The 20,406-nt window shown below is 70.1% G+C and carries 17 protein-coding genes; 8 read left to right on the top strand and 9 right to left on the bottom strand.

The genetic code is table 11. From position 1 onward, the window contains the following. Positions 1 to 80 precede the first annotated feature (80 nt). The 3 genes from SGFS_RS35615 (at position 81) to SGFS_RS35605 (ending at position 2,965) form a co-directional block, all read left to right on the top strand. Positions 81 to 764 (top strand): MOSC domain-containing protein, encoded by a 684-nt coding sequence (locus tag SGFS_RS35615; RefSeq protein WP_286256271.1) that lies wholly within the window; start codon positions 81 to 83, stop codon positions 762 to 764. Positions 765 to 1,412: 648 nt separating this feature from the next. Further along, positions 1,413 to 2,186 (top strand): SDR family NAD(P)-dependent oxidoreductase, encoded by a 774-nt coding sequence (locus SGFS_RS35610; RefSeq protein WP_286256270.1) that lies wholly within the window; start codon positions 1,413 to 1,415, stop codon positions 2,184 to 2,186. 71 nt (positions 2,187 to 2,257) lie between these two features. Further along, positions 2,258 to 2,965 carry an ester cyclase gene (locus SGFS_RS35605; protein ID WP_286256269.1) on the top strand — a complete coding sequence of 236 codons (708 nt, stop codon included), beginning with the start codon at positions 2,258 to 2,260 and terminating at the stop codon, positions 2,963 to 2,965. 106 nt (positions 2,966 to 3,071) lie between these two features. Here SGFS_RS35605 and groL read toward each other — a convergent pair whose 3' ends face one another. The 4 genes from groL to SGFS_RS35585 form a co-directional block, all read right to left on the bottom strand. After that, positions 3,072 to 4,694, bottom strand: coding sequence for a chaperonin GroEL (gene groL / locus SGFS_RS35600; RefSeq protein WP_286256268.1), 1,623 nt, complete (start codon positions 4,692 to 4,694; stop codon positions 3,072 to 3,074). Positions 4,695 to 4,813: 119 nt separating this feature from the next. Next, complete coding sequence (gene groES, locus SGFS_RS35595; protein WP_003998759.1) at positions 4,814 to 5,122, bottom strand: co-chaperone GroES; 309 nt, start codon at positions 5,120 to 5,122, stop codon at positions 4,814 to 4,816. Between the two features lie 190 nt (positions 5,123 to 5,312). Next, positions 5,313 to 6,311, bottom strand: a complete 999-nt coding sequence (locus tag SGFS_RS35590; RefSeq protein ID WP_434028228.1) for a polysaccharide deacetylase family protein — start codon at positions 6,309 to 6,311, stop codon at positions 5,313 to 5,315. Positions 6,312 to 6,515: 204 nt separating this feature from the next. Next, positions 6,516 to 7,589, bottom strand: a complete 1,074-nt coding sequence (locus SGFS_RS35585; protein WP_434028108.1) for a polysaccharide deacetylase family protein — start codon at positions 7,587 to 7,589, stop codon at positions 6,516 to 6,518. Positions 7,590 to 7,683: 94 nt separating this feature from the next. Here SGFS_RS35585 and SGFS_RS35580 point away from each other — a divergent pair, with 94 nt between their 5' ends. Continuing rightward, positions 7,684 to 9,036, top strand: coding sequence for a class I SAM-dependent methyltransferase (locus tag SGFS_RS35580; protein ID WP_434028107.1), 1,353 nt, complete (start codon positions 7,684 to 7,686; stop codon positions 9,034 to 9,036). Positions 9,037 to 9,128: 92 nt separating this feature from the next. Here the strand turns inward: SGFS_RS35580 and SGFS_RS35575 are convergent, their stop codons facing one another. The 5 genes from SGFS_RS35575 to SGFS_RS35555 form a co-directional block, all read right to left on the bottom strand. Beyond that, entirely contained in the window at positions 9,129 to 10,478 is a 1,350-nt protein-coding gene (locus tag SGFS_RS35575; protein WP_286256267.1) for an RNA polymerase sigma factor, read from the bottom strand. Positions 10,479 to 10,528: 50 nt separating this feature from the next. After that, positions 10,529 to 10,885, bottom strand: coding sequence for a YciI family protein (locus SGFS_RS35570; RefSeq protein WP_286256266.1), 357 nt, complete (start codon positions 10,883 to 10,885; stop codon positions 10,529 to 10,531). 136 nt (positions 10,886 to 11,021) lie between these two features. Beyond that, the gene (locus SGFS_RS35565; RefSeq protein WP_286256265.1) at positions 11,022 to 12,077 is read right to left on the bottom strand and encodes an LCP family protein; all 1,056 of its coding nucleotides are present in this window, start codon (positions 12,075 to 12,077) and stop codon (positions 11,022 to 11,024) included. A gap of 71 nt (positions 12,078 to 12,148) precedes the next feature. Further along, positions 12,149 to 13,531, bottom strand: a complete 1,383-nt coding sequence (locus tag SGFS_RS35560; protein WP_286256264.1) for an endo-1,4-beta-xylanase — start codon at positions 13,529 to 13,531, stop codon at positions 12,149 to 12,151. Between the two features lie 143 nt (positions 13,532 to 13,674). After that, entirely contained in the window at positions 13,675 to 14,739 is a 1,065-nt protein-coding gene (locus SGFS_RS35555; RefSeq protein WP_286256263.1) for a LacI family DNA-binding transcriptional regulator, read from the bottom strand. Positions 14,740 to 14,893: 154 nt separating this feature from the next. Here SGFS_RS35555 and SGFS_RS35550 point away from each other — a divergent pair, with 154 nt between their 5' ends. From SGFS_RS35550 to SGFS_RS35535, 4 genes are read left to right on the top strand one after another with little or no spacing between them, the layout of a single operon-like run. Beyond that, positions 14,894 to 16,228, top strand: coding sequence for an ABC transporter substrate-binding protein (locus SGFS_RS35550; protein ID WP_286256262.1), 1,335 nt, complete (start codon positions 14,894 to 14,896; stop codon positions 16,226 to 16,228). After that, positions 16,225 to 17,133: a carbohydrate ABC transporter permease gene (locus tag SGFS_RS35545; protein ID WP_434028106.1), complete on the top strand. Its 909-nt coding sequence runs from the start codon at positions 16,225 to 16,227 to the stop codon at positions 17,131 to 17,133. Before SGFS_RS35550 ends, SGFS_RS35545 begins: the two co-directional genes overlap by 4 nt. A 4-nt stretch (positions 17,134 to 17,137) precedes the next feature. After that, the gene (locus tag SGFS_RS35540; RefSeq protein ID WP_434028105.1) at positions 17,138 to 18,040 is read left to right on the top strand and encodes a carbohydrate ABC transporter permease; all 903 of its coding nucleotides are present in this window, start codon (positions 17,138 to 17,140) and stop codon (positions 18,038 to 18,040) included. 43 nt (positions 18,041 to 18,083) lie between these two features. Further along, the gene (locus tag SGFS_RS35535) at positions 18,084 to 20,405 is read left to right on the top strand and encodes a beta-xylosidase/alpha-l-arabinosidase (protein ID WP_286256261.1); all 2,322 of its coding nucleotides are present in this window, start codon (positions 18,084 to 18,086) and stop codon (positions 20,403 to 20,405) included. Position 20,406 lies beyond the last annotated feature (1 nt).

Below are 20,406 nucleotides of genomic sequence, written 5' to 3'. Positions count from 1 at the left end.
GCCCTGAGCATAAGCCCACCTTGGGCATGGAGCCCAAAATTGCGTCGACTCTTTGGCCTCGGCTCGCCTAGCGTGCGCGTATGAAGCTTCTGTCACTGAACGTGGGGCGCCCGAGGGCCATCGACAACGCGGCGGAGTCGAAGAGCGCGACGGGCATCGACAAGCGGCCGGTGGGCGGGCCGGTGCGGGTGGCCGCGCCCGGGCGGAAGGGCGTCGCCGGGAGCGGAGTGGCCGGGGACGCGGTCTGCAGCAGACAGCACCACGGCGGAAACGACCAGGCGGTGTACGCGTTCGCGCGTGAGGATCTGGACGGCTGGGAGCGCGAGTTGGGCCGTACGCTGCCGAGCGGCTCCTTCGGTGAGAACCTCACGACCCAGGGCCTGGACATCTCCGGCGCGCTGATCGGGGAGCGCTGGCGGATCGGTCCGGAGGTGGTCCTGGAGGTCACCACCAGCCGCATTCCCTGCCTCACCTTCCAGCAGCACATGGGCGAGCGGGGCTGGGTCAAGCGCTTCACACGGAAGGGCGCGCCCGGGGCGTATCTGCGGGTGATCACCCCCGGTGAGATCCGTGCGGGCGACCCGATCGAGGTCGCCCACCGCCCGGATCACGACGTGACCGTCGCCCTCACGTTCCGCGCCGAGATGACCGAACGCGAGCTGCTGCCACGTCTGTTGGCCGCAGGGGACGCTCTGCACCCGGAGGTGTGGGACGAGGCGCGGAAGTATGTGGAGAAGCAGAGGAGTGGCGGGGGCGCCGGGTGATCGGGGGCCGGGCCGGGGGGCTCGGGGGGGGCGGGGGGCCGGGTGACTGAACCGCGCAAGCGGTCGTCGAGGGAGAGGCACCGAGCAGGTGAAAGGCCTGGGCGAAACGGGTGAAGGGCGTGATGGCTGACGACCCGTGAGGACCAAGTGGTCGTGCGACTCCTATGGCCTGTCCGACAATTCCCGTCGTCCGCCCGGAGCGCCGGCCGCACGCGGCGTGTGGGTACTTCCCGCTCGAGCGGAGCCGAGAGTGGGGGAGCGTGCTCTGGGCATGTCGGGCGCAGAGCCTCGTACTGGACATACTTGGGTCTGCGCCCGGTGCGGCGAGGGGGTGTGCATGGCGTCGCGAGGCAGACGGGGATTGTCGGACAGGCCCTAGGGGCGACCCCGGGGAGGCGGGCAGGGGTCGGATCAGGGGCGGGCCAGGGGCGTTCCCTGATGTTCGCGGCTCGGCGGGCCGGGACTCTTGAGGCATGTCGCGGATCATGCGTGTCCTCATCGTGCTCGGCTCGGCCGTCACCGTCGTGGTGTCGGCCGCGGCCGGCTTCTTCGACGCCGTCGAGCGGCGTCCGGGACGTCGTGCGCGGTCCGGTGGCATAGCCGGAGCAGCAAGCGGATCCGCACAGTCCAGGCCCCTACCCTTGGGCCATGACTACGGCTTTGATTACGGGATCGACCGCGGGCATCGGTGCTGCCTTCGCGCGGCGGCTGGCGGCGGACGGGCACAACCTCGTCCTGGTGGCGCGCGACACGAAGCGACTGCGGGAGCAGGCCACGGAGTTGCACGACCGGCATGGCATCGAGGCCGAGGTGCTGACGGCGGACCTGGCGACGGACGACGGCATCGAGACGGTCGCCGAGCGGCTCGCGGACCGCAAGAACCCGGTCGACCTGCTGGTCAACAACGCGGGCTTCGGCAACAAGGGCCGTTATCTGGACGTGTCGATGGCCGACGAGCTGAAGATGCTCAAGGTGCACTGCGAGGCGGTGCTCCGGCTGACCTCGGCGGCGACCGAGGCGATGCGGGAGCGGGGCCGGGGCGGGGTCGTCAATGTGGCGTCGGTGGCGGCATTCGTCCCGCGCGGCACGTACGGGGCGTCGAAGGCGTGGGTCGTGCAGTTCACCCAGGGCGCGGCGCGGGACCTGGCCGGCAGTGGCGTTCGGCTGATGGCGCTGTGCCCCGGCTTCGTACGCACCGAGTTCCACGAGCGGGCGGGGATGGGCACGGAGAACATCCCGGGCTGGATGTGGCTGGACGCGGACAAGCTGGTCGCGGCGGCGCTCGAGGATCTGTCCCGCGGCAAGTCCCTGTCGATCCCCGACCCGCGGTACAAGGCGCTGATGGGTGTGGTGAAGGTCGTGCCGCGCGGGCTGCTGGGCGGCATCAGTTCGCGGACGGGGCGGAAGTACGGGCCGCAGTGAGAGGTGGCGCCGCGTTCCCCGTGGGAAAATGGGCGTATCAACCGGACCCAGGGGGGCCGGGAGGCGGCGTCATGACGTTTGTACAGCTCATCGACTGCAAGACGAGCCGGTTCGACGAGATGAACCAGCTGATGGACACATGGGTCGAACGGACCAAGGGGAAGCGGACGGCGACGCACAGTGTGATCGGCAAGGACCGGTCGGACTCGTCGCACATCATCGAGATAGTGGAGTTCCCGTCGTACGAGGAGGCGATGCGGAACTCGAACCTGCCGGAGACCGACCAGATCTTCCGGGAGATGGTGGCGCTCTGCGACGAGATGCCGACGTTCACGGATCTGGACGTGGTGCGGGACGAGCAGTTGTACGCGGCCAACGCCCGTAGGTTCTTCGCCACGCTGGCCACCAAGGGCGAGTTGCCCCCGCTCGACGACCTCCTTGTGGAGGACTACCACGACCACAATCCGTCCAACGAGCAGGACGACATCGGGATGGACGCGTTCCGGCGTGACTGTGAGCAGTGGCGGGGCGCGTTCGACTTCGAGTTCACCGTCGAGGACCAGATGGCTCAGGGGGACCGGGTGTGCAGCCGGTGGAGCTGGAGCGGGACACACAAAGGGGACTTCTTCGGGATATCACCCACCGGAAGGACGGTGAGCATGACCGGGATGACGATTCACCGGTGCACGTCCGACGGGAAGATAGCCGAGGGCTGGTGGCAGTACGACAATCTCGGGCTGATGGGGCAGCTGGGGGCGCTGGACGCGCTGGAGCAGTAGTACGCGGGAGCGTTGGAGCAGTAGTACGCGGGAGCGGGATGGGAGAAGCCCCCGTCCGCGGGGGCGGAACGGGGGCTTCCCTCAGGCGGTACAGGCGGTACGTGCCTCAGTGGGCGTGGCCGTGGCCGTGGCCCGCGTCGGCCGGCTCCTCTTCCTTCTTCTCGACGACCAGGGTCTCGGTCGTGAGGAGGAGGGAGGCGATGGAGGCGGCGTTCTCCAGGGCGGAGCGGGTGACCTTGACCGGGTCGATGACACCGGACTTGACCAGGTCGCCGTACTCGCCGGTGGCGGCGTTGAAGCCCTGGCCCTTCTCCAGCTCGGCGACCTTGGAGGTGATGACGTAGCCCTCCAGGCCGGCGTTCTCCGCGATCCAGCGCAGCGGCTCGACGGCGGCCTTGCGGACGACGGCGACACCCGTGGCCTCGTCGCCGGTCTTGCCGAGGTTGTCCTCGAGGACCTTCACGGCGTGGACGAGCGCGGAGCCACCACCGGAGACGATGCCCTCCTCGACCGCGGCGCGGGTCGCGGAGATGGCGTCCTCCAGACGGTGCTTCTTCTCCTTCAGCTCCACCTCGGTGGCGGCGCCGACCTTGATGACGCACACGCCGCCGGCCAGCTTCGCGAGGCGCTCCTGGAGCTTCTCGCGGTCCCAGTCGGAGTCCGTGTTCTCGATCTCGGACTTGATCTGGGCGACGCGGCCCTGGACGGCCTCGGAGTTGCCGGCGCCGTCGACGATCGTGGTGTCGTCCTTGGTGACGGTGACACGGCGGGCGGAGCCGAGCACGTCCAGGCCGACCTGGTCGAGCTTGAGGCCGACCTCTTCGGAGATGACCTCGGCGCCGGTCAGGGTCGCCATGTCCTGCAGCATCGCCTTGCGACGGTCGCCGAAGCCCGGGGCCTTCACGGCGACGGCGTTGAAGGTGCCGCGGATCTTGTTGACGACCAGGGTCGACAGGGCCTCGCCCTCGACGTCCTCGGCGATGATCAGCAGCGGCCGCGAGGCGTTGGACTGGATGACCTTCTCCAGCAGCGGCAGCAGGTCGGCGATGGCGCCGATCTTGCCCTGGTGGATCAGGATGTACGGGTCGTCGAGGACGGCCTCCATACGCTCCTGGTCCGTGACGAAGTACGGCGACAGGTAGCCCTTGTCGAAGGCCATGCCCTCGGTGAAGTCGAGCTCCAGACCGAAGGTGTTGGACTCCTCGACGGTGATGACACCGTCCTTGCCGACCTTGTCCATGGCCTCGGCGATGAGCTCGCCGACCTGGCTGTCCTGAGCGGACAGACCGGCGACGGCGGCGATGTCGGACTTCTCCTCGATCGGGCGGGCGGTCGCGAGGAGTTCCTCGGACACGGCCTTGACCGCGGCGTCGATGCCCTTCTTCAGGGCGGCCGGGGAGGCACCCGCGGCGACGTTCTTCAGGCCCTCGCGTACGAGCGCCTGGGCGAGGACGGTGGCGGTGGTGGTGCCGTCACCAGCGATGTCGTTGGTCTTGGTCGCCACCTCCTTCACCAGCTGGGCGCCGAGGTTCTCGAACGGGTCCTCGACCTCGACCTCGCGGGCGATGGTGACACCGTCGTTGGTGATGGTGGGAGCGCCGAACTTCTTGTCGATGACGACGTTGCGGCCCTTGGGGCCGATCGTCACCTTGACCGTGTCGGCAAGCTTGTTGACGCCGCGCTCGAGGGCGCGACGGGCGTCCTCGTCGAACTTCAGGATCTTCGCCATGACAGCGTGAGCCCTCTCGGAAATCTGTGGGTGAAAACGGCACTGCGCCCCGGGCGCCCGGCCTTTTAAGTGGTCGCGGGGGCCAGGGGCGCAGCGTCAAGCAATGTGTTCGAGATGTCTTACTTCTCGATGATCGCGAGCACGTCGCGAGCCGAGAGGACGAGGTACTCCTCGCCGTTGTACTTCACCTCGGTGCCGCCGTACTTGCTGTACAGCACGATGTCGCCGGTCTTGACGTCGAGCGGCAGGCGCTCGCCGTTCTCGAAGCGGCCCGGGCCCACGGCCAGGACGACGCCCTCCTGGGGCTTCTCCTTGGCGGTGTCCGGGATGACCAGGCCAGAGGCGGTGGTCTGCTCGGCGTCGAGCGGCTGGACCACAATGCGGTCCTCAAGCGGCTTGATGGCAACCTTGGAGCTGGTGGTCGTCACGATCCGACCTCCCCCTTCGGAGATCTCACGGGGTTAACTGTCTGAGGTGGCGACCAGGTCGATCCGTCGTCGCGGGTGCCGGATCTGCCCGTCGCGTGTTGGCACTCTCCAGGGGGGAGTGCCAGACCTGAGACTATGACCGCGATTAGCACTCGGTCAAGCGGACTGCTAATTGCCGACGGCGCGGCGGTCAGAGGTAGTCCTCCAAACGGCCCACTGTCAGCCCCTGTTCCTGGATGCGGCGCAGGAGGCTGGTCGTCATCTGTGCCTGCGTCGCGCCGTTCGGCTCGGCCGGGCCGCGGAAGTGGGCGAGGATGATGTCGCCGGGTCGCAGGCGGTCGCCGACGGCGTAGCGCAGATCGTTGACCTGCATGGATGCCCGCCACAGGACGACCGCGGAGATGCCGCAGTCGGCGGCGGCGCGGAGTGTGGTGGTGTCGTACGTGCCGTACGGCGGGCGGAAAAGGGTCGGGCGGATGCCGAAGCGGTGGCGCAGTTTCGCCTGCTGACCGCAGATCTCGGCGCGCTGTCCTGCGTAGGGAAGGCCGCGCAGGGCGGTGTGGTCGAGGGTGTGGTTCTGTACGGTCGCGCCGACCGAGCGGAGCTTGGCGAAGTGGCCGTAGCCGGGGCCGACGACGCTGTCCGTGAGGAACATGCTCACCGGAAGTCGCAGTTCACGGACCATGTCGACGAATAGGGGGTCCTTCTCCGCGCCGTCGTCGTAGGTCAGGAAGACGACCTTGTCGCGGGTGGGGACGTGGTCGACGACCGGCGGCAGGCCTGGGCCTGGGATGCGGAGCTTCGGTGGCCGGTCGGGCTTCGCGGGCGCGGGGGCGAGAGGGGCGGGGAGGCCCCAGCGGAGGTGGACGGGGTGGGGTGCGTTCGGGGCGGGGGCGGCCGGGTTGGGCGGAGCCGCGGGGGCTCCTGGGTGTGGTGCGCCGGCGGCCGGGCGGGGTGGGTTCGGGGCCGTCTCCGCCGCGCGTGAGTGCGGGGGCCGGGCGGACGTCGTGGGGGTGTCCGGTGCCGGGTTCCGCGTTCGTACGTTCTCCGGCGCCTTCGGTCCGGGGTGCCCGGTGGGGGCGGCGTGGCCGATGTGGTCGTGCGAGGCGGCGGGGTGGGCAGGGTGCGCGAGGCCTGTGGGGGCGCCGCATCCGGCGAGGAGCGCGGCGGTCAGCGCCCCTCCCGCCAGCACACGCGCCCTGCGCGCCCCGGGCAACCCGTACGCCCGAGCCACCCCGCGCTCGCTCGCCGCCTTGCGCGCCCCAAGCGCCCCAAACACCCCAGGCACCCCAGGCACCCCCAACGCTTCAGACGCTCCGCGCACTTCAGGCACCCCCAGCACCCCCAGCACCCCCAGAGGCTTCGCGCTCCCCTGGCGCCTCCCCCCGCCCCCTCACAGGTAGTCCTCCAGTCGGGCCACGGCGTACCCCTTGTCCGTCACCAGTTTCAGGAAGTGGCGGATCATGTCGGGCATGGTGCCCTTCCACTCGCCCTTGCCTCGGAAGTGACTGAGGACGATGTCGCCGGGGCGGAGGTCGCGGTCCCCTTCGCGGTAGTCCCAGCGGTCGACGAAGACCTCCTCGTTCCAGAGGGGGACGGCCTTGATGCCGCAGGTCTTGGCGGCGCGCAGGGTGTCCCTGTTGTAGCTGCCGTAGGGCGGCCGGAAGAGCGTGGGCCGTTTGCCGTACCGCTTCTCGATCACGTCCTGCATGCCGCAGATCTCGCGCTTCTGGGCGTCGTAGGAGAGGGCGCGCATGTAGCGGTGGTGGAGGGTGTGGTTGTTGAGTGCGACCCCCCGCTCGCGCATCTGTTTGAAGTAGCCGTAGTCCTCCTTGATCAGGCAGTCGCTGAGGAACGCGGTGTACGGGATCTTCAGTTCGCTCATCATCCGCAGGAACGCGGGGTCCTTCTCGGCGCCGTCGTCAATGGTCAGGAAGACGACCTTGTGGGCGGTGGGGACGGTGGTGAAGACAGGGGGCAGGCCCATCTCCTCGTGGCCGGCGACCTCGAAGCCCTTACGGGTGGTGAGGGCCGGTCTGCGGGCCGGGGGTTCGGGTGGGAGGAGGGGGAGCTTCGCCAGGCCCCATCGTTTCGCCGCGGCGACACGGGCGGCGTGCGCCCGGCGCAGTCGCTCGGCGTACGCGCCGAGGGCGTGGGCGGCGGGCGCGGCCAGAAGCGGCCCAGCGGGCTGCCCACGCCGACCATCCTGCCCCTGCCGGCCTTGACCCTGTTGGCCCTGACCTTGCCGGCCCTGACCTTGCCGGCCTTGCTGACCCTCCTGGCCTCGTTGGCCTTGTTGGCCCTGTCGATCGGGCTGCCAACCCTGTTCGGGCTGCTGGCCATGGACCGGGCTCGCCGTCCCTGAGCTGCGGGCCTTCGGCAAATCACTCCGGTCGGCGCACGCGGACACGATGGCGGCGACAGTCAGTACGGCTGCACCGCCCCGCACGCCGGAGCCGCGCCGCACCCTCCGACTCCCTCTCCCACTCCCTCTCCCTCTCCCTCTCCCCCGCAGACTTCCCCCATTCGCACCACTTACATCATTTTGTCGCACAAGTCGCATGGCGCTGCATCCTCGCAGGACACCCCCTCCCCACAGTCCCGACACCGCCACTGCCGCCGCCACCATCCACCGACTGGCCCACAATGGCCAGGTGAACGACCGCACTCCCGACGCACGCCCGGACACGCCCCCGGCCGCCGACTCCCCCACGGGCTCCCCCGCCGGCTCCTCTGTCGACTCCCCCACCGCCTCCCTCACCGCCCTCCTCACTCCTCAGGGCCGCGCCCTCCTCGACGAGGTGCGCGGGACCGAGCCGGCCCAGGAGTTGGCCGTGGCGACGCGGCTGCGCCGCACGTACCCGGTCGAGCTCGTCTCGGCGGCGCTGGGCCAGGCGCGGCTGCGGCAGCGGGCGGCGGCGAAGTTCGGGGCGGAGGACGCGGAGCGGATGTTCTTCACGCCGAACGGGGTCGAGCAGTCGACGCGGACGACGGTGGCGACGTACCGGGCGGAGCGGATGCGTGCGCTGGGCGTGCGCTCCCTCGCCGACCTGTGCTGCGGCATCGGCGGTGACGCGATCGCCCTCGCCCGGGCCGGGATCCGGGTCCTGGCCGTCGACCGCGACCCCCTGACGGCGGCGGTGGCACGGGCGAACGCCGAGGCGCTGGGCCTGTCCGACCTGATCGAGGTGCGGGAGGCGGATGTCACGGAGGTGGACGTCTCGTCGTACGACGCGGTGTTCGTGGACCCGGCGAGGCGCGGCGGGCGTGGCCGGATCTTCGACCCCGAGGCGTACTCGCCCCCGCTCTCCTGGGCGGTCGAGACGGCTATCAAGGCGCCGCGCGCCGCCCTGAAGATCGCCCCCGGCATCCCCCACGAGGCGATCCCCGCCGAGGCCGAGGCCGAGTGGATCTCGGACGGGGGCGATGTGAAGGAGGCGGTGCTCTGGTTCGGCTCGGAGGCCGAGGGCACCGTCCGCGCCACGCTCCTCCCCGGCCCCCGTACCCTGCTCGGCCGTGGTCTGCCCGATCCCGAAGTCCGGCCGGTGGGGCGCTACTTGTACGAGCCGGACGGTGCCGTCATCCGCGCGCATCTGGTCGCCGAGGTCGCCGCGGAGCTCGACGGGGGTGGCCTGATCGACCCCACGATCGCGTACGTCACCGCCGACGTCCTCCGTCCCAGTCCCTATGCCACCGCGTACGAGATCACCGACCAGCTTCCCTTCAACGTCAAGAAGTTGAAGGCGCTGCTGCGGGAGCGGGGGGTCGGTGTCCTCACCGTGAAGAAGCGGGGGTCGGCCGTCGAGCCGGAGGAACTCCGCAAGAAGGTGAAGCCGCAGGGGCCGCATTCGGCCACGGTCTTCCTGACCCGGGTCGCGGGCGCACCGACCATGCTCATCGGGCACCCGTCCTAGCCTCCACCACCCGGCCCGGCGCGACACGACCACCGGGGCCCGGCTCGACGCCACCCCCCGGGCCCGGCTCGACACCACCACCCAGGCCCGGGCTAGGCACCACCACCCCGGCCCGTCCCAACCCCCCGCCCCGGCTCGGCCACCCTCCCCACCGAACCGGCCGCCCTCCCCACCGAACCGGCTGCCCTCCGCAGCAGCAACTCCCGCTCCCGCTCATTGCGCGCCAGCCCCGCCGCCCGAGCGAACTCCGCCCGGGCCTCCTCCGTACGCCCGAGCCGTTCCAGCAGGTCGCCCCGGACGCTGGGCAGGAGGTGGTAGTCGCGGAGGGCCGGTTCGGTGGCGAGGTCGTCGACGATCCGCAGGGCGGGGGCCGGGCCGTCCGCCATCGAGACGGCGACCGCGCGGTTCAGTTCGACGACCGGGGACGGTGAACGGGCCGCCAGCAGGGCGTACAGGGTGGCGATTCTCGGCCAGTCCGTCTCCTCGTACGTGTACGCCTGGGCGTGGCACGCGGCGATGGCGGCCTGGAGGGCGTACGGGCCGGGGGCGCCCGTGGCGGTGGCGGAGGCGCGGCCGAGGGCGGTGACGCCGCGGGCGATGAGGAGGCGGTTCCAGCGGCGGCGGTTCTGGTCCTTGAGGAGGACCGGTTCGCCGGTGGGGCCGGTGCGGGCCGCCGCGCGGGACGCCTGGAACTCCAGCAGGGCCGCCAGCCCGTGCACTTCGGGCTCCTCGGGCATCAGCTGGGCGAGGACGCGGGCCAGGCGGAGGGCGTCCTCGCACAGGGCGGGGCGCAACCAGTCGTCGCCCGCGGTGGCGGCGTACCCCTCGTTGAAGATCAGGTAGATGACCTCCAGTACGGAGTCCAGCCGGGCCTCGCGGTCGGGGCCGTACGGGACCTCGAAGGCGACGCCCTTGGTGGCCAGGGTCCGTTTGGCGCGGACGACGCGCTGGGCGATGGTCGGTTCGGGGGCGAGGAAGGCGCGGGCGATCTCGGTGGTCGTCAGGCCGCCGAGGAGACGGAGCGTGAGGGCGATACGGGCCTCGGCGGAGAGCACCGGGTGGCAGGCGGTGAAGACGAGGCGGAGCAGGTCGTCGTCGATGTCGTCCGGGTCGGACGGCTGATCGAGGGAGGGCCCCGCCGCCTCCAGGTCCCGGCCCACCTCCGCCAGCTTCCGCGCATACCGTTCCCGGCGTCGTACGAGGTCGATCGCGCGGTGCTTGGCCGTGGCCATGAGCCAGGCGCCCGGGTTCTCCGGAACACCGTCCCTCGGCCATTGCTCCAGCGCCGCGACCAGGGCGTCCTGTGCCAGTTCCTCCGCGATGCCGACGTCCCGCACGATCCGGGCGACGCCGGCGATGACGCGGGGGGACTCCAGGCGGAAGACGGTCTCCACGACGGTCTCGACGGCGGTGCCGGTGGCGGCGGTGGGCTGTGGGGTCACAGCCCACCATCAGACACCCGCACGGGTGTGCGGCCAAGGAAACAGGACCGTCAGCCCTCCTCGATCTCCCGCACCTCGCACGTCACCGTCCAGTGTTCCTCGTGCACCTTCAGGAACCGCTTGGTCCACTCGATCGCCTCGGCCATGTCCTTGCACTGCATGAGCGCGTAGCCGCCCACGACCTCCTTGGTCTCGGTGAACGGCCCGTCGGTGACCGACAGCTGCCCACCCTCCCAGCGCACCCGCTTCCCCTTCGCGGACGGCCCCAGACCGGCGGTGTCGAGCATGACCCCCGCCTTCGTGATCTCCTCCAGCAACTCGCTCATCCGCTCCATCAGCTCGGGGCTCGGGCCCTCGGCGGGCGCGGACGTCTCGTCGATCCGGACCATCGACAGATAGCGCGGCATGGTGACTCCTCGGGTAGGAAGCAGCGGGGTCTCTCCCCGCCTCTCACCCTTGCGTCGAACAAGCCGTTCCCGGATCGACACGGCCGCGACAGTTCTTCGAAGATTTTTCCGGCCGAGCCTCCCCGTCACCCAGGACCTACTTCAACGACTCCCACAACTCCCCCGCCTCCGGCTCGTCCGCCACCACCCGGTTGCGGTCGTACGGGGCCGTCACCACCGGCATCATCACGGTCTTCGTGTCGTCGGAGGACAGGCCCTTCAGGCTCTGGCCGAGGCTCATCAGTTCGCTCAGGGAGTCGAGGCCCGTGTCGGTCGTGAGGCTGCCCGTCACCGCGTCCGCGACCGCGTACAGCTGCGTCGGGTCGGTGAGCAGGTTCGTCGAGGCGATCTGTTCCAGCAGGGCCTTCACCAGTTTCTGCTGGAGGCCTATGCGGCCGAGGTCGCTGCCGTCGCCTATGCCGTGGCGGGTGCGGGCCAGAGCCAGCGCCTGCTCGCCGTCCAGATGATGCGTGCCGGCCTTCAGCTTCAGATGGCTGTCGTCGTCGTCGATGTCCTCGTCCGTCGTGACCGTGACCCCGCCGAGCGCGTCGACGAGCTTCGCGAAGCCGGCGAAGTCGATCTCGATGTAGTGGTCCATGCGGACGTTCGTCAGGGACTCGACGGTCTTCACGGCGCAGACGGGGCCGCCGACCGAGTACGCGCTGTTGAACATCGCGTTGTACGCCACCGCCGTCGACCCCCCGGACGCCAGCGGGCAGGAGGGACGCGTGACCAGCGTGTCGCGCGGGATGCTCACCACCGTCGCCTCGGTGCGCCCTTCGTCGATGTGGACGACCATCGCCGTGTCCGAACGGGCGCCCGAATCCTCGTCACCGCCGCCGAGTTCGGCGTTCTCCTTGCCGCTGCGGGAGTCCGAGCCGAGGACCAGGATGTTCAGGGCACCGCTGGGCAGAGGCTCGGCAGAGGCCGACGGAGACGGCGTCGGCTCGGACCTCGCGGGGCGGTCGTCGCCGAGCGCGCTGTTGATGTCGACGCTCTTGATGTTGTCGTTGAGCTTCCAGTACGCCCAGCCCGCGCCGCCCGCGCCGAGTACGAGGACGCCCGCGAGCGTCCCGCCGGCAATTTTCAGCCAGCGGGACCGTCTTCTCCCGCCGCCGCTGTCGTCCCCGTACTCGTTTTGTTCACCAGTCACACACAAGAACGTACGTCCGAATTATTACGTGCAGGAACCACCCGCCACGCATCCTTCGAAAATTCTCATGCTCAGCCCAGCGTCACTGTCGGCACCGGATTGCCGCCGCTCCAGGACGAGTTGAAGCCGAACGTCACCGAACCGCCGCTCGGCACGCTCCCGTTCCACGCCGCGTTCGCACAACTGACCGTCGCGCCCGACTGTGTGCAGCTCGCGTTCCAGGCCTGGGAGATCTGCTGCCCGGCCCCGAAGGTCCAGTTCGCCCGCCAGGAGGAGAGCGAGGATCCGGCGGCGCAACTGATCGTCACACTGCCCGTGAAGCCCGTGTTCCACTGGCTCGTGACGCTGTACGCCGCCGAGCAGCCGGTCGGTGTCGGGGGCGGGGTGACCGTGCCTCCGAGCGCGCTCACGATGCCGTAGTACGCCGGTTTCGGGGCGTAGTTCTCGTCGTACGGGGTCGCCGCGCCCTGCCCCGGGAAGGTGTCCGGGATCCAGGAGTCGGAGTCGGTGAAGCCCCAGACCGTGGCGCCCACGCACCGGGACACGGCCATGCACGCCTTCACCACCGACTCGTACTCGGTGCGCTGCTGCGCCAACTTGGCCTCGCTGGAAGGCAGTTGCATCCGGATGTCGAGTTCCGTGATGGCGACGTCCACGCCCAGGTCGGCGAAGCGCTGGATGTTCTGCTGGAGCGTGGAGGGGACCTGACCGAGGATCAGGTGGGCCTGGAGCCCCACCCCGTCGATCGGGACGCCGCGCGCCTTCAGGTCTCTGACCAGGTTGTACAGGGCCGTGGACTTCGCGTTGACGCCCTCGACGTTGTAGTCGTTGATGTAGAGCTTGGCGGCCGGGTCGGCGGCTCGGGCGGCGGTCAGGGCCTGGGCGATGTAGTCGGCGCCGAGGCCGTTGTACCAGAGGGTCTGGCGATAGGTGCCGTCCTCGTTGAACGGTTCGTTCACCACGTCCCAGGCGGCCAGGCGGCCCTTGTAGCGGCCCACCTCCAGCGCGATGTGGTCGTTCATCAGCTGGCTGAGCTGGGCGGCGGTCCAGCTGCCGTTCGTCAGCCAGCTCGGGTTCTGGCTGTGCCAGACCAGGGTGTGGCCGCGTACGTCCTGGTCGTGGGCCTCGGCGAAGGCCACGATCTGGTCGGCCTCGGTCCAGTTGAAGTTGCCGCGCGTCGGCTCGACCGAGCCCCACTTCATGGCGTTGCCGGGGGTGAGCCAGTTGAACTCCCGGCCCGCGACGTCGCCGTACGTGCCGGTGAGCTTGGAGCCGGTGACCGCCGTGCCGATGGCCTTGCCCTTGGCCGCGGCGAGGTCGCGCAGCGGGGGGTCGGCGGCGTGCGCGGCGGGGGCCGCGACGAGCAGGGCGGCGAGCGCGGCGACGCCGGTGAACAGTGATGCGAGGGTCGAGCCGGTCCTCAGAGATGTCGAGCGGTTTCTCAGAGATCTCATTGCGGGTGCCTCCGAAAGTTTCGGCCGTGCATCCGATTGACTTCGGAGGAGTGTGGGGCTCCGTAAAGCACTCGTCAATACAGCACGCGCAACACTCGTCAATGCGGCAACACGAACTCCCCCGCGCCACAGCGTGACGCCCGCTACACCGCCGGCGGCTCCCCCGTGCTGCTCCGCACCACCAGACTCGTCGCCAGCTCCACACTCGTCGCCGCGCCGCCGGCCCCCTCCTGCCGCCCGAGGTCGAGCACCAGCCGCGCCGCCGCCTCCGCCATCTCCATCAGCGGCTGCCGTACGGTCGTCAGCGGCGGCCCCACCCAACGGGCCACCGGCAGATCGTCGAACCCGACCACGCTCAGGTCCTCCGGAATGCGGAGCCCCAGCTCACGGGCGGCCTCGTACAGACCGAGCGCCTGGAGGTCGTTCCCCGCGAAGATCGCCGTCGGCCGGTCCGGGCGACGCAGCAGCTCGAGCCCCAGCCGATAGCCCGTCTCGTGGTGGAAGTCCCCGGCCTTGATCAGCTCGGGGTCGACGGGCAGCTCGGCGGTCTCCAGCGCGGCCCGGTAGCCGTCGACGCGGGCGCGGCTGCACATCATCCGCGAAGGGCCGCTGATCGCGCCGATCCGTTCATGACCGAGTTCGATCAGATGGCGGGTGGCGGCGAGCCCGCCCTGCCAGTTGGTGGCGCCGATCGACGGCACGTCGGCGCCCGGGTCGCCTGCCGGGTCCATCACCACGAAGGGGATGGACCTGCTGGTCAGCAGCGCGCGCTGGGACTCGTCGAGCCCGGACAGGACGAGCACCACGCCGTGCGGGCGGCGGGCGGCGACCTGGTCGGCCCAGGTCCGGCCGGGCGTGAGCCGACCGGCGCTCTCGGACAGGACGACGCTCAGGCCCTCCTCCCGCGCCACGTTCTCCACGCCCCGGATGACCTCCATCGCCCAGGCGCTCTCCAGCTCGTGGAAGACCAGGTCGATCAGAGGCGACCGGGTCGCCTCGGCGCGTCGGCGCCGGTAGCCGTACTCGCGCAGCAGCTCCTCGACCCGGGTACGGGTCGCCGGGGCCACGTCGGCGCGGCCGTTGAGCACTTTCGAAACAGTCGGAGCGGAGACCCCGGCCTGACGGGCGATCTCGGCGAGCGTGGCGGTCTGCGTGGACGGCGACACCCGCGCTCTTGTCTGGGTTTCCTCGGACTTCGGAGCCTTCATGAGCGGGATCGTATCCCTGCACACCCTCTTGACGAACCCTTTCGACGGCCATACGTTCCCGGAACATTCGAAGTGCCACCCGAAACATTCGCGCACCCCCGGGGGTCTCAGCCCCGGGCATCCGTACGTCCGAACATTCGCGAGAGGTGCTGTCATGGAGTCGAACAGAGGGCGGTCGTTCAGCAGGCGCTGGTTCCTCGGCGCCGGTACCGCCTCGTTGGCCACCGCGGGACTCGGTACCGGACTCACCGCCTGCGGCTCCAGCGGCGGCGCGGGCGGCGACGGCAAGACGCTCACCGCCTTCGTGTACGGCGACGACGCGGTGAAGGTCCAGCAGGCCGCCGTGGACCGCTTCAACAAGTCGGCCGCGGCGAAGAAGGCCGGCGGCACGATCAAGCTGCAGAAGGTCCCCGGCTCCGACTACTCCCCCAAGCTGCGCACGGCCATGGGCTCACCGAGCGCCCCGGACGTCTTCTTCAACTGGGGCGGCGGCTCGATCAAGGCGTACGAGGAGGCGGGCAAGCTCGTCGACCTCACCGGCATCATCGAGGACGACCCGGTCCTGAAGGACGGCTTCCTGCCCTCCGTTCTCGCCGCCGGCGATCTCAAGGGCCGCCACTACGGCATCCCCATGCGCGGTATGCAGCCCGTGATCCTCTTCTACAACAAGTCCGTCTTCACCGAGCACAAGCTCCAGCCGCCCACCACCTGGGACCAACTCCTCGACATCAACGCCAAGCTGAAGAAGGCGAAGATCACTCCGTTCGCGCTCGGCGGCTCCGACATCTGGCCCGATCTGATGTGGCTGGAGTACCTGGTCGACCGGATCGGCGGCCCCGAGGTCTTCCGGCGCATCCAGGACGGCGACGCGGAGGGCTGGGGCGACCCGGCGGTCCTCAAGGCCGCCGAGCTGGTGAAGGAACTCGTCGACGACGGCGCCTTCGGCTCCAAGTTCACCTCCGTGTCGTACGTCAACGGCGGTGCCCCGGCGGTCTTCGCCAAGGGCAAGGCCGCCATGCACCTGATGGGCTCCTGGGAGTACTCGACGCAGCTCGGCAAGTTCCCCGACTTCGCCAGGAAGAACCTGGGCTGGGCCGCCTTCCCGACCGTCGAGGGCGGCACGGGCGACGTCCGCAACGTCGTCGGCAACCCCACCAACTACTGGTCCATCAACAGCCGTATTAAGAACAAGGACCTGGCGATCGCGTTCCTGAAGGAGTGCGCCTCGCAGGCGTACGCCAAGGACCTCGTCGCCCTCGGTGACGTGCCGACCACCTCCAACGCGTCCGAGCTGCTCTCCTCCGCGCCGAACCCCGAGTACGCGAAGTTCCAGTACGACCTGGTCGCCAAGGCCCCCGCCTTCACACTCTCCTGGGACCAGGCCCTCGGCGACGCGCTCGGCACGAAGATGCACACGGAGATAGGCAAGCTGTTCGCGGGCAAGTCGTCGCCGAGCGAGTTCGTGGCGGCGTGCAAGGGGCTGAAGTGACGGCAGTGGTCGAGAAACGGCCCCCCGGAGAACGGCCCACCACCAAGGCCAAGGCGAGCAGCATCGGCCGCCCGCACGCCGCCTGGGCCCTCCCCGGCGTCCTCTTCTTCACCTTCTTCGCGGTCGTCCCGATGGCCCTGGCCGTCTACCTGTCCTTCACCAGCTGGGACGGCCTCGGCGACCCGCGCCCGGTCGGCCTCGACAACTGGCAAAAGCTCCTCGACGACCCGCGCATGACACAGTCCCTCTGGCTGACGGTCGTCCTGACGGTCGCCAGCTGGGCGTTCCAGACGGTCGTGGCCCTGCTCCTGGGTGTCTGGGCGGCGGGCCGCCAGCGCAACCGGGCGATCCTCTCGGCGATCTTCTTCGTCCCGTTCCTGCTCTCCTCCACCGCCATCGCGATCCTCTTCTACGCCCTCCTCGACCCGAACTTCGGCATCATCCAGAAGGACACCCTGGGCTCGCAGAGCGGCGCGTTCCTCGCGATCGTCTTCGTCGGCGGCTGGCAGTTCATCCCCTTCCACACCCTGATCTACCAGGGCGGGGCCCGCCAGATCCCCGAGGTCCTCTACCAGGCGGCCGCCATCGACGGCGCCGGTCCCTACCGCCAGTTCTTCTCGATCACGCTCCCGCAGCTGCGCCACACGATCACCACGTCCACGGTTCTGATGGTCGTCGGCTCACTGACGTACTTCGAGACGGTTCTGATCCTCACCAAGGGCGGCCCCGGCACGGACACCGCGATCCTGCCGTACCTGATGTACGAGGCGGGCTTCAAGACGTACGACTTCGGCTACGCCAGCGCCATCGCGTCCTTCCTCGTCATCGCGGCCACGGGCCTGTCGCTGGTCCTGGTCCGGCTGACGGGCTTCGGCTCCATGCGCAGTACCCGCGAAGGGATGTGACGGAGTGTCACACGACACATTGCCGCGCCCCACGAAGACCAGGCAGCCGACGAGCCTGCCGACCCCGGCCGGCCGCCGCCGCAGGCACTGGACGAAACGCGCCAACCCGGTCGCGGGCCTCGGCTCCTTCCTCTGGCTGATCATCGTCATCGTGCCGATCTACGCGATGCTGTCGGCATCCCTGACGAGCGCGGACAAGGCCCTGACGGGCAACCCCCTCAAGCCCCCCACCGACCCCACCCTCGACAACTACAACACGGTCCTGACCAGCGGCTTCGGCCATCTGTTGAGCAACACGGCGATCGTGGCGGTGTCGGTCGTGGGCATCGTCCTGGTCCTCTCCATCCCCCTCGCGTACGTGGCGGTCCGCACCCGCGACCGCTGGTCGAACGCGGCCTTCCGCCTGTTCCTGCTGGGCGTGGCGATCCCGGCCCAGGCCGTAGTGGTCCCCCTCTACCTGCTGATCGCCAAACTCAACCTCTACGACACGCTCCTGGCCGTCATCCTCCCGACGGCCGCCTTCGCGATGCCGGTCTCGGTGCTGGTCCTGGTCGGCACCCTGCGGGACGTGTCCGAAGACCTGTACGAGGCGATGGCCCTGGACGGCGCCTCACCCCTGCGGGTGCTGTTCCAGCTGACGATCCCGCTGGCCAAGGGCGGCATCAGCACGGTCGTCATCTACGCGGCGCTCCAGGCCTGGAACGGCTTCCTCTTCCCGCTGATCTTCACCCAGTCCGACGAACCACGGGTCCTCACCCTCGGACTCTTCAACTACGTCAGCCAGTTCGGCGTGAACATCCCCGCGCTGCTCGCCTCGGTGGTCCTGTCCGGCATCCCGATCTTCGCGGTGTATCTGGTGGCGCGGCGGGCGCTGGTGGGCGGGTTGATGGGGGTGGGCGGCAAGTGAATCCACCAGCTTCTGAAACTCACCGACCCCTGACAGGAGTTTCATGACCAGTCTTCCTTGGCGCGACTCCGACCTGCCCCCCGAAGCGCGCGTCGCCGACCTCCTCTCCCGGATGACTTTGGAGGAGAAGACCGCGCAGCTGTACGGCGTGTGGGTGAAGAACGACGCGAACGGCGAGGACATCGCCCCGAACGAGCACGACATGAAGGAGTCGTTCGACTTCGACGAGCTGATCACCAAGGGCCTCGGCCAGCTCACCCGTTCCTTCGGCACGGCCCCCGTGGACCCGGCGCTGGGCGCGCAGGCACTGGCCCGCGCCCAGCGTCGCATCATGGCCGCGAACCGTTTCGGCATCCCGGCGGTCGCCCACGAGGAGTGCCTGGCCGGCTTCACCGCCTGGCGCGCGACCGCGTACCCGGTCCCCCTGGCCTGGGGCGCGACCTTCGACCCTCAGCTCGTGGAGGAGATGGCCCGCCGGATCGGGCGGGACCTGGCGTCGGTCGGCGTGCACCAAGGACTGTCCCCGGTCCTGGACGTGGTCCGCGACCCGCGCTGGGGACGGGTCGAGGAGACGATCGGGGAGGACCCGTACCTGGTGGGCACGGTCGGCGCGGCGTACGTCCGTGGCCTGGAGTCGGCCGGGATCGTCGCCACGCTGAAGCACTTCGCCGGGTACGCGGCGTCCGTCGGCGCCCGCAACCACGCGCCCGTACGAGCCGGGGTACGGGAGTTCGCGGACGTGACCCTGCCCCCGTTCGAGATGGCGATCCGCGATGGCGGCGCACGGTCGGTCATGGCGGCGTACACGGAGACGGACGGCGTTCCGGTCTCGGCGGATCCGAAATTGCTCACCGAACTCCTCCGGGACGACTGGGGCTTCACCGGCACGGTCGTCTCCGACTACTTCGGCGTCGGCTTCCTGGAGACGAACCACCGCGTGGCGGGCAGCCGCGCGGAGGCCGCCCACGCGGCTCTGGCGGCGGGCCTGGACGTGGAGCTGCCGACCCTGCGCTGCTACGGCGAGCCCCTGGCGGAGGCGGTCCGCGCGGGCGGGATCCCCGAGTCCCTGGTGGACCGGGCCGCCCGCCGGGTCCTGCTCCAGAAGTGCGAGCTGGGCATGCTGGACGAGGGCTGGGCCCCGGAGCCGACCACGTCCGCGGTCGACCTGGACTCGTCGGAGAACCGCGCCCTGGCCCGCCGCCTGGCCGAAAAGTCAGTGGTCCTGCTGGACAACCCCGACGACGTACTGCCCCTCGCCCCGGACCTCAGGATCGCGGTGGTGGGCCCCCGCGCGGACGACCCCCTGGCGATGCTGGGCTGCTACTCCTTCCCCTCCCACGTCCTCCCGGCCCACCCCGGCACCCCGCTGGGCATCGAGATCCCCACGGTCCTGGAGTCCCTGCGCACCGAACTCCCCGACGCGAAGATCACGTACGCGGCCGGCAGCGACGTGGACGGCGAGGACACCGGCGGCTTCCCGGAGGCGGTCGCACGGGCGGCGGAGGCGGACGTCTGCGTGGCGGTACTGGGCGACCGGGCCGGCCTCTTCGGCCGGGGCACCTCCGGCGAGGGCTGCGACGCGGAGGACCTCCGTCTCCCCGGCGTCCAGGCGAAGCTGCTGGACGCGCTGGCGGCCACGGGCACGCCGGTGGTGCTGGTGCTGCTCACCGGCCGCCCGTACGCGCTGGGCCGCTGGGAGGGGCGGTTGGCGGGCGTGGTGCAGGCCTTCTTCCCGGGGGAGGAGGGCGGCCCGGCGGTCGCGGGAGTGCTGTCGGGCCGCGTCCCACCCTCCGGCCGCCTCCCCGTGAGCGTTCCGAACCGCCCCGGGGGCCAGCCGTGGACGTACCTCCAGCCGCCCCTGGGCCTGGCCGGCGGCGCGAGCAACCTCGACCCGACCCCGCTGTATCCCTTCGGGCACGGCCGCGCGTACACGTCGTTCGCGTGGGAGGACTTCGGCGCCACACCGGCAGCGGAGATCACCACGGACGGCACGAGTACGTACGACGTGTCGGTGACGGTCCGCAACACGGGTGAGCGGTCGGGCGCCGAGGTCGTCCAGCTCTACCTGCACGACCCGGTGGCCTCGGTGACCCGCCCGGACGTCCGCCTGATCGCATACCAGCGGCTGGAGCTGGAGCCGGGTGGGTCGCGCCGGGTGACGTTCCGCTTCCATCCCGATGTCTCGTCCTTCACAGATCGGGAGGGCCGCCGTGTGGTCGAACCGGGCGCGCTGGAACTCCGGTTGGGAGCGTCGAGCACGGACATCCGCCATACGGCGAGGCTGACACTGACGGGCCCGGTACGCGAGGTGGGCCCGGACCGCCGCCTGCACTGCGAGACAGAGGTCCAGGCCCTGGAGAGCTGAC

This window comes from Streptomyces graminofaciens (assembly GCF_030294945.1).
GTDB lineage: Bacteria > Actinomycetota > Actinomycetes > Streptomycetales > Streptomycetaceae > Streptomyces > Streptomyces graminofaciens.
The sequence above is the reverse complement of the archived record's forward strand: the minus strand, read 5'-3'. Positions and strand labels throughout refer to the sequence as shown.

Excerpts from the sequence above, each read along its gene's own strand:
- groL (WP_286256268.1), bottom strand. The coding sequence starts at position 4,694 with ATGGCGAAGATCCTGAAGTTCGACGAGGACGCCCGTCGCGCCCTCGAG.
- SGFS_RS35570 (WP_286256266.1), bottom strand. The coding sequence starts at position 10,885 with ATGCCGCGCTATCTGTCGATGGTCCGGATCGACGAGACGTCCGCGCCC.
- SGFS_RS35605 (WP_286256269.1), top strand. The coding sequence starts at position 2,258 with ATGACGTTTGTACAGCTCATCGACTGCAAGACGAGCCGGTTCGACGAG.
- SGFS_RS35555 (WP_286256263.1), bottom strand. The coding sequence starts at position 14,739 with ATGAAGGCTCCGAAGTCCGAGGAAACCCAGACAAGAGCGCGGGTGTCG.
- SGFS_RS35560 (WP_286256264.1), bottom strand. The coding sequence starts at position 13,531 with ATGAGATCTCTGAGAAACCGCTCGACATCTCTGAGGACCGGCTCGACC.
- SGFS_RS35580 (WP_434028107.1), top strand. The coding sequence starts at position 7,684 with ATGGCGCTGCATCCTCGCAGGACACCCCCTCCCCACAGTCCCGACACC.
- SGFS_RS35615 (WP_286256271.1), top strand. The coding sequence starts at position 81 with ATGAAGCTTCTGTCACTGAACGTGGGGCGCCCGAGGGCCATCGACAAC.
- SGFS_RS35610 (WP_286256270.1), top strand. The coding sequence starts at position 1,413 with ATGACTACGGCTTTGATTACGGGATCGACCGCGGGCATCGGTGCTGCC.
- SGFS_RS35550 (WP_286256262.1), top strand. The coding sequence starts at position 14,894 with ATGGAGTCGAACAGAGGGCGGTCGTTCAGCAGGCGCTGGTTCCTCGGC.
- SGFS_RS35535 (WP_286256261.1), top strand. The coding sequence starts at position 18,084 with ATGACCAGTCTTCCTTGGCGCGACTCCGACCTGCCCCCCGAAGCGCGC.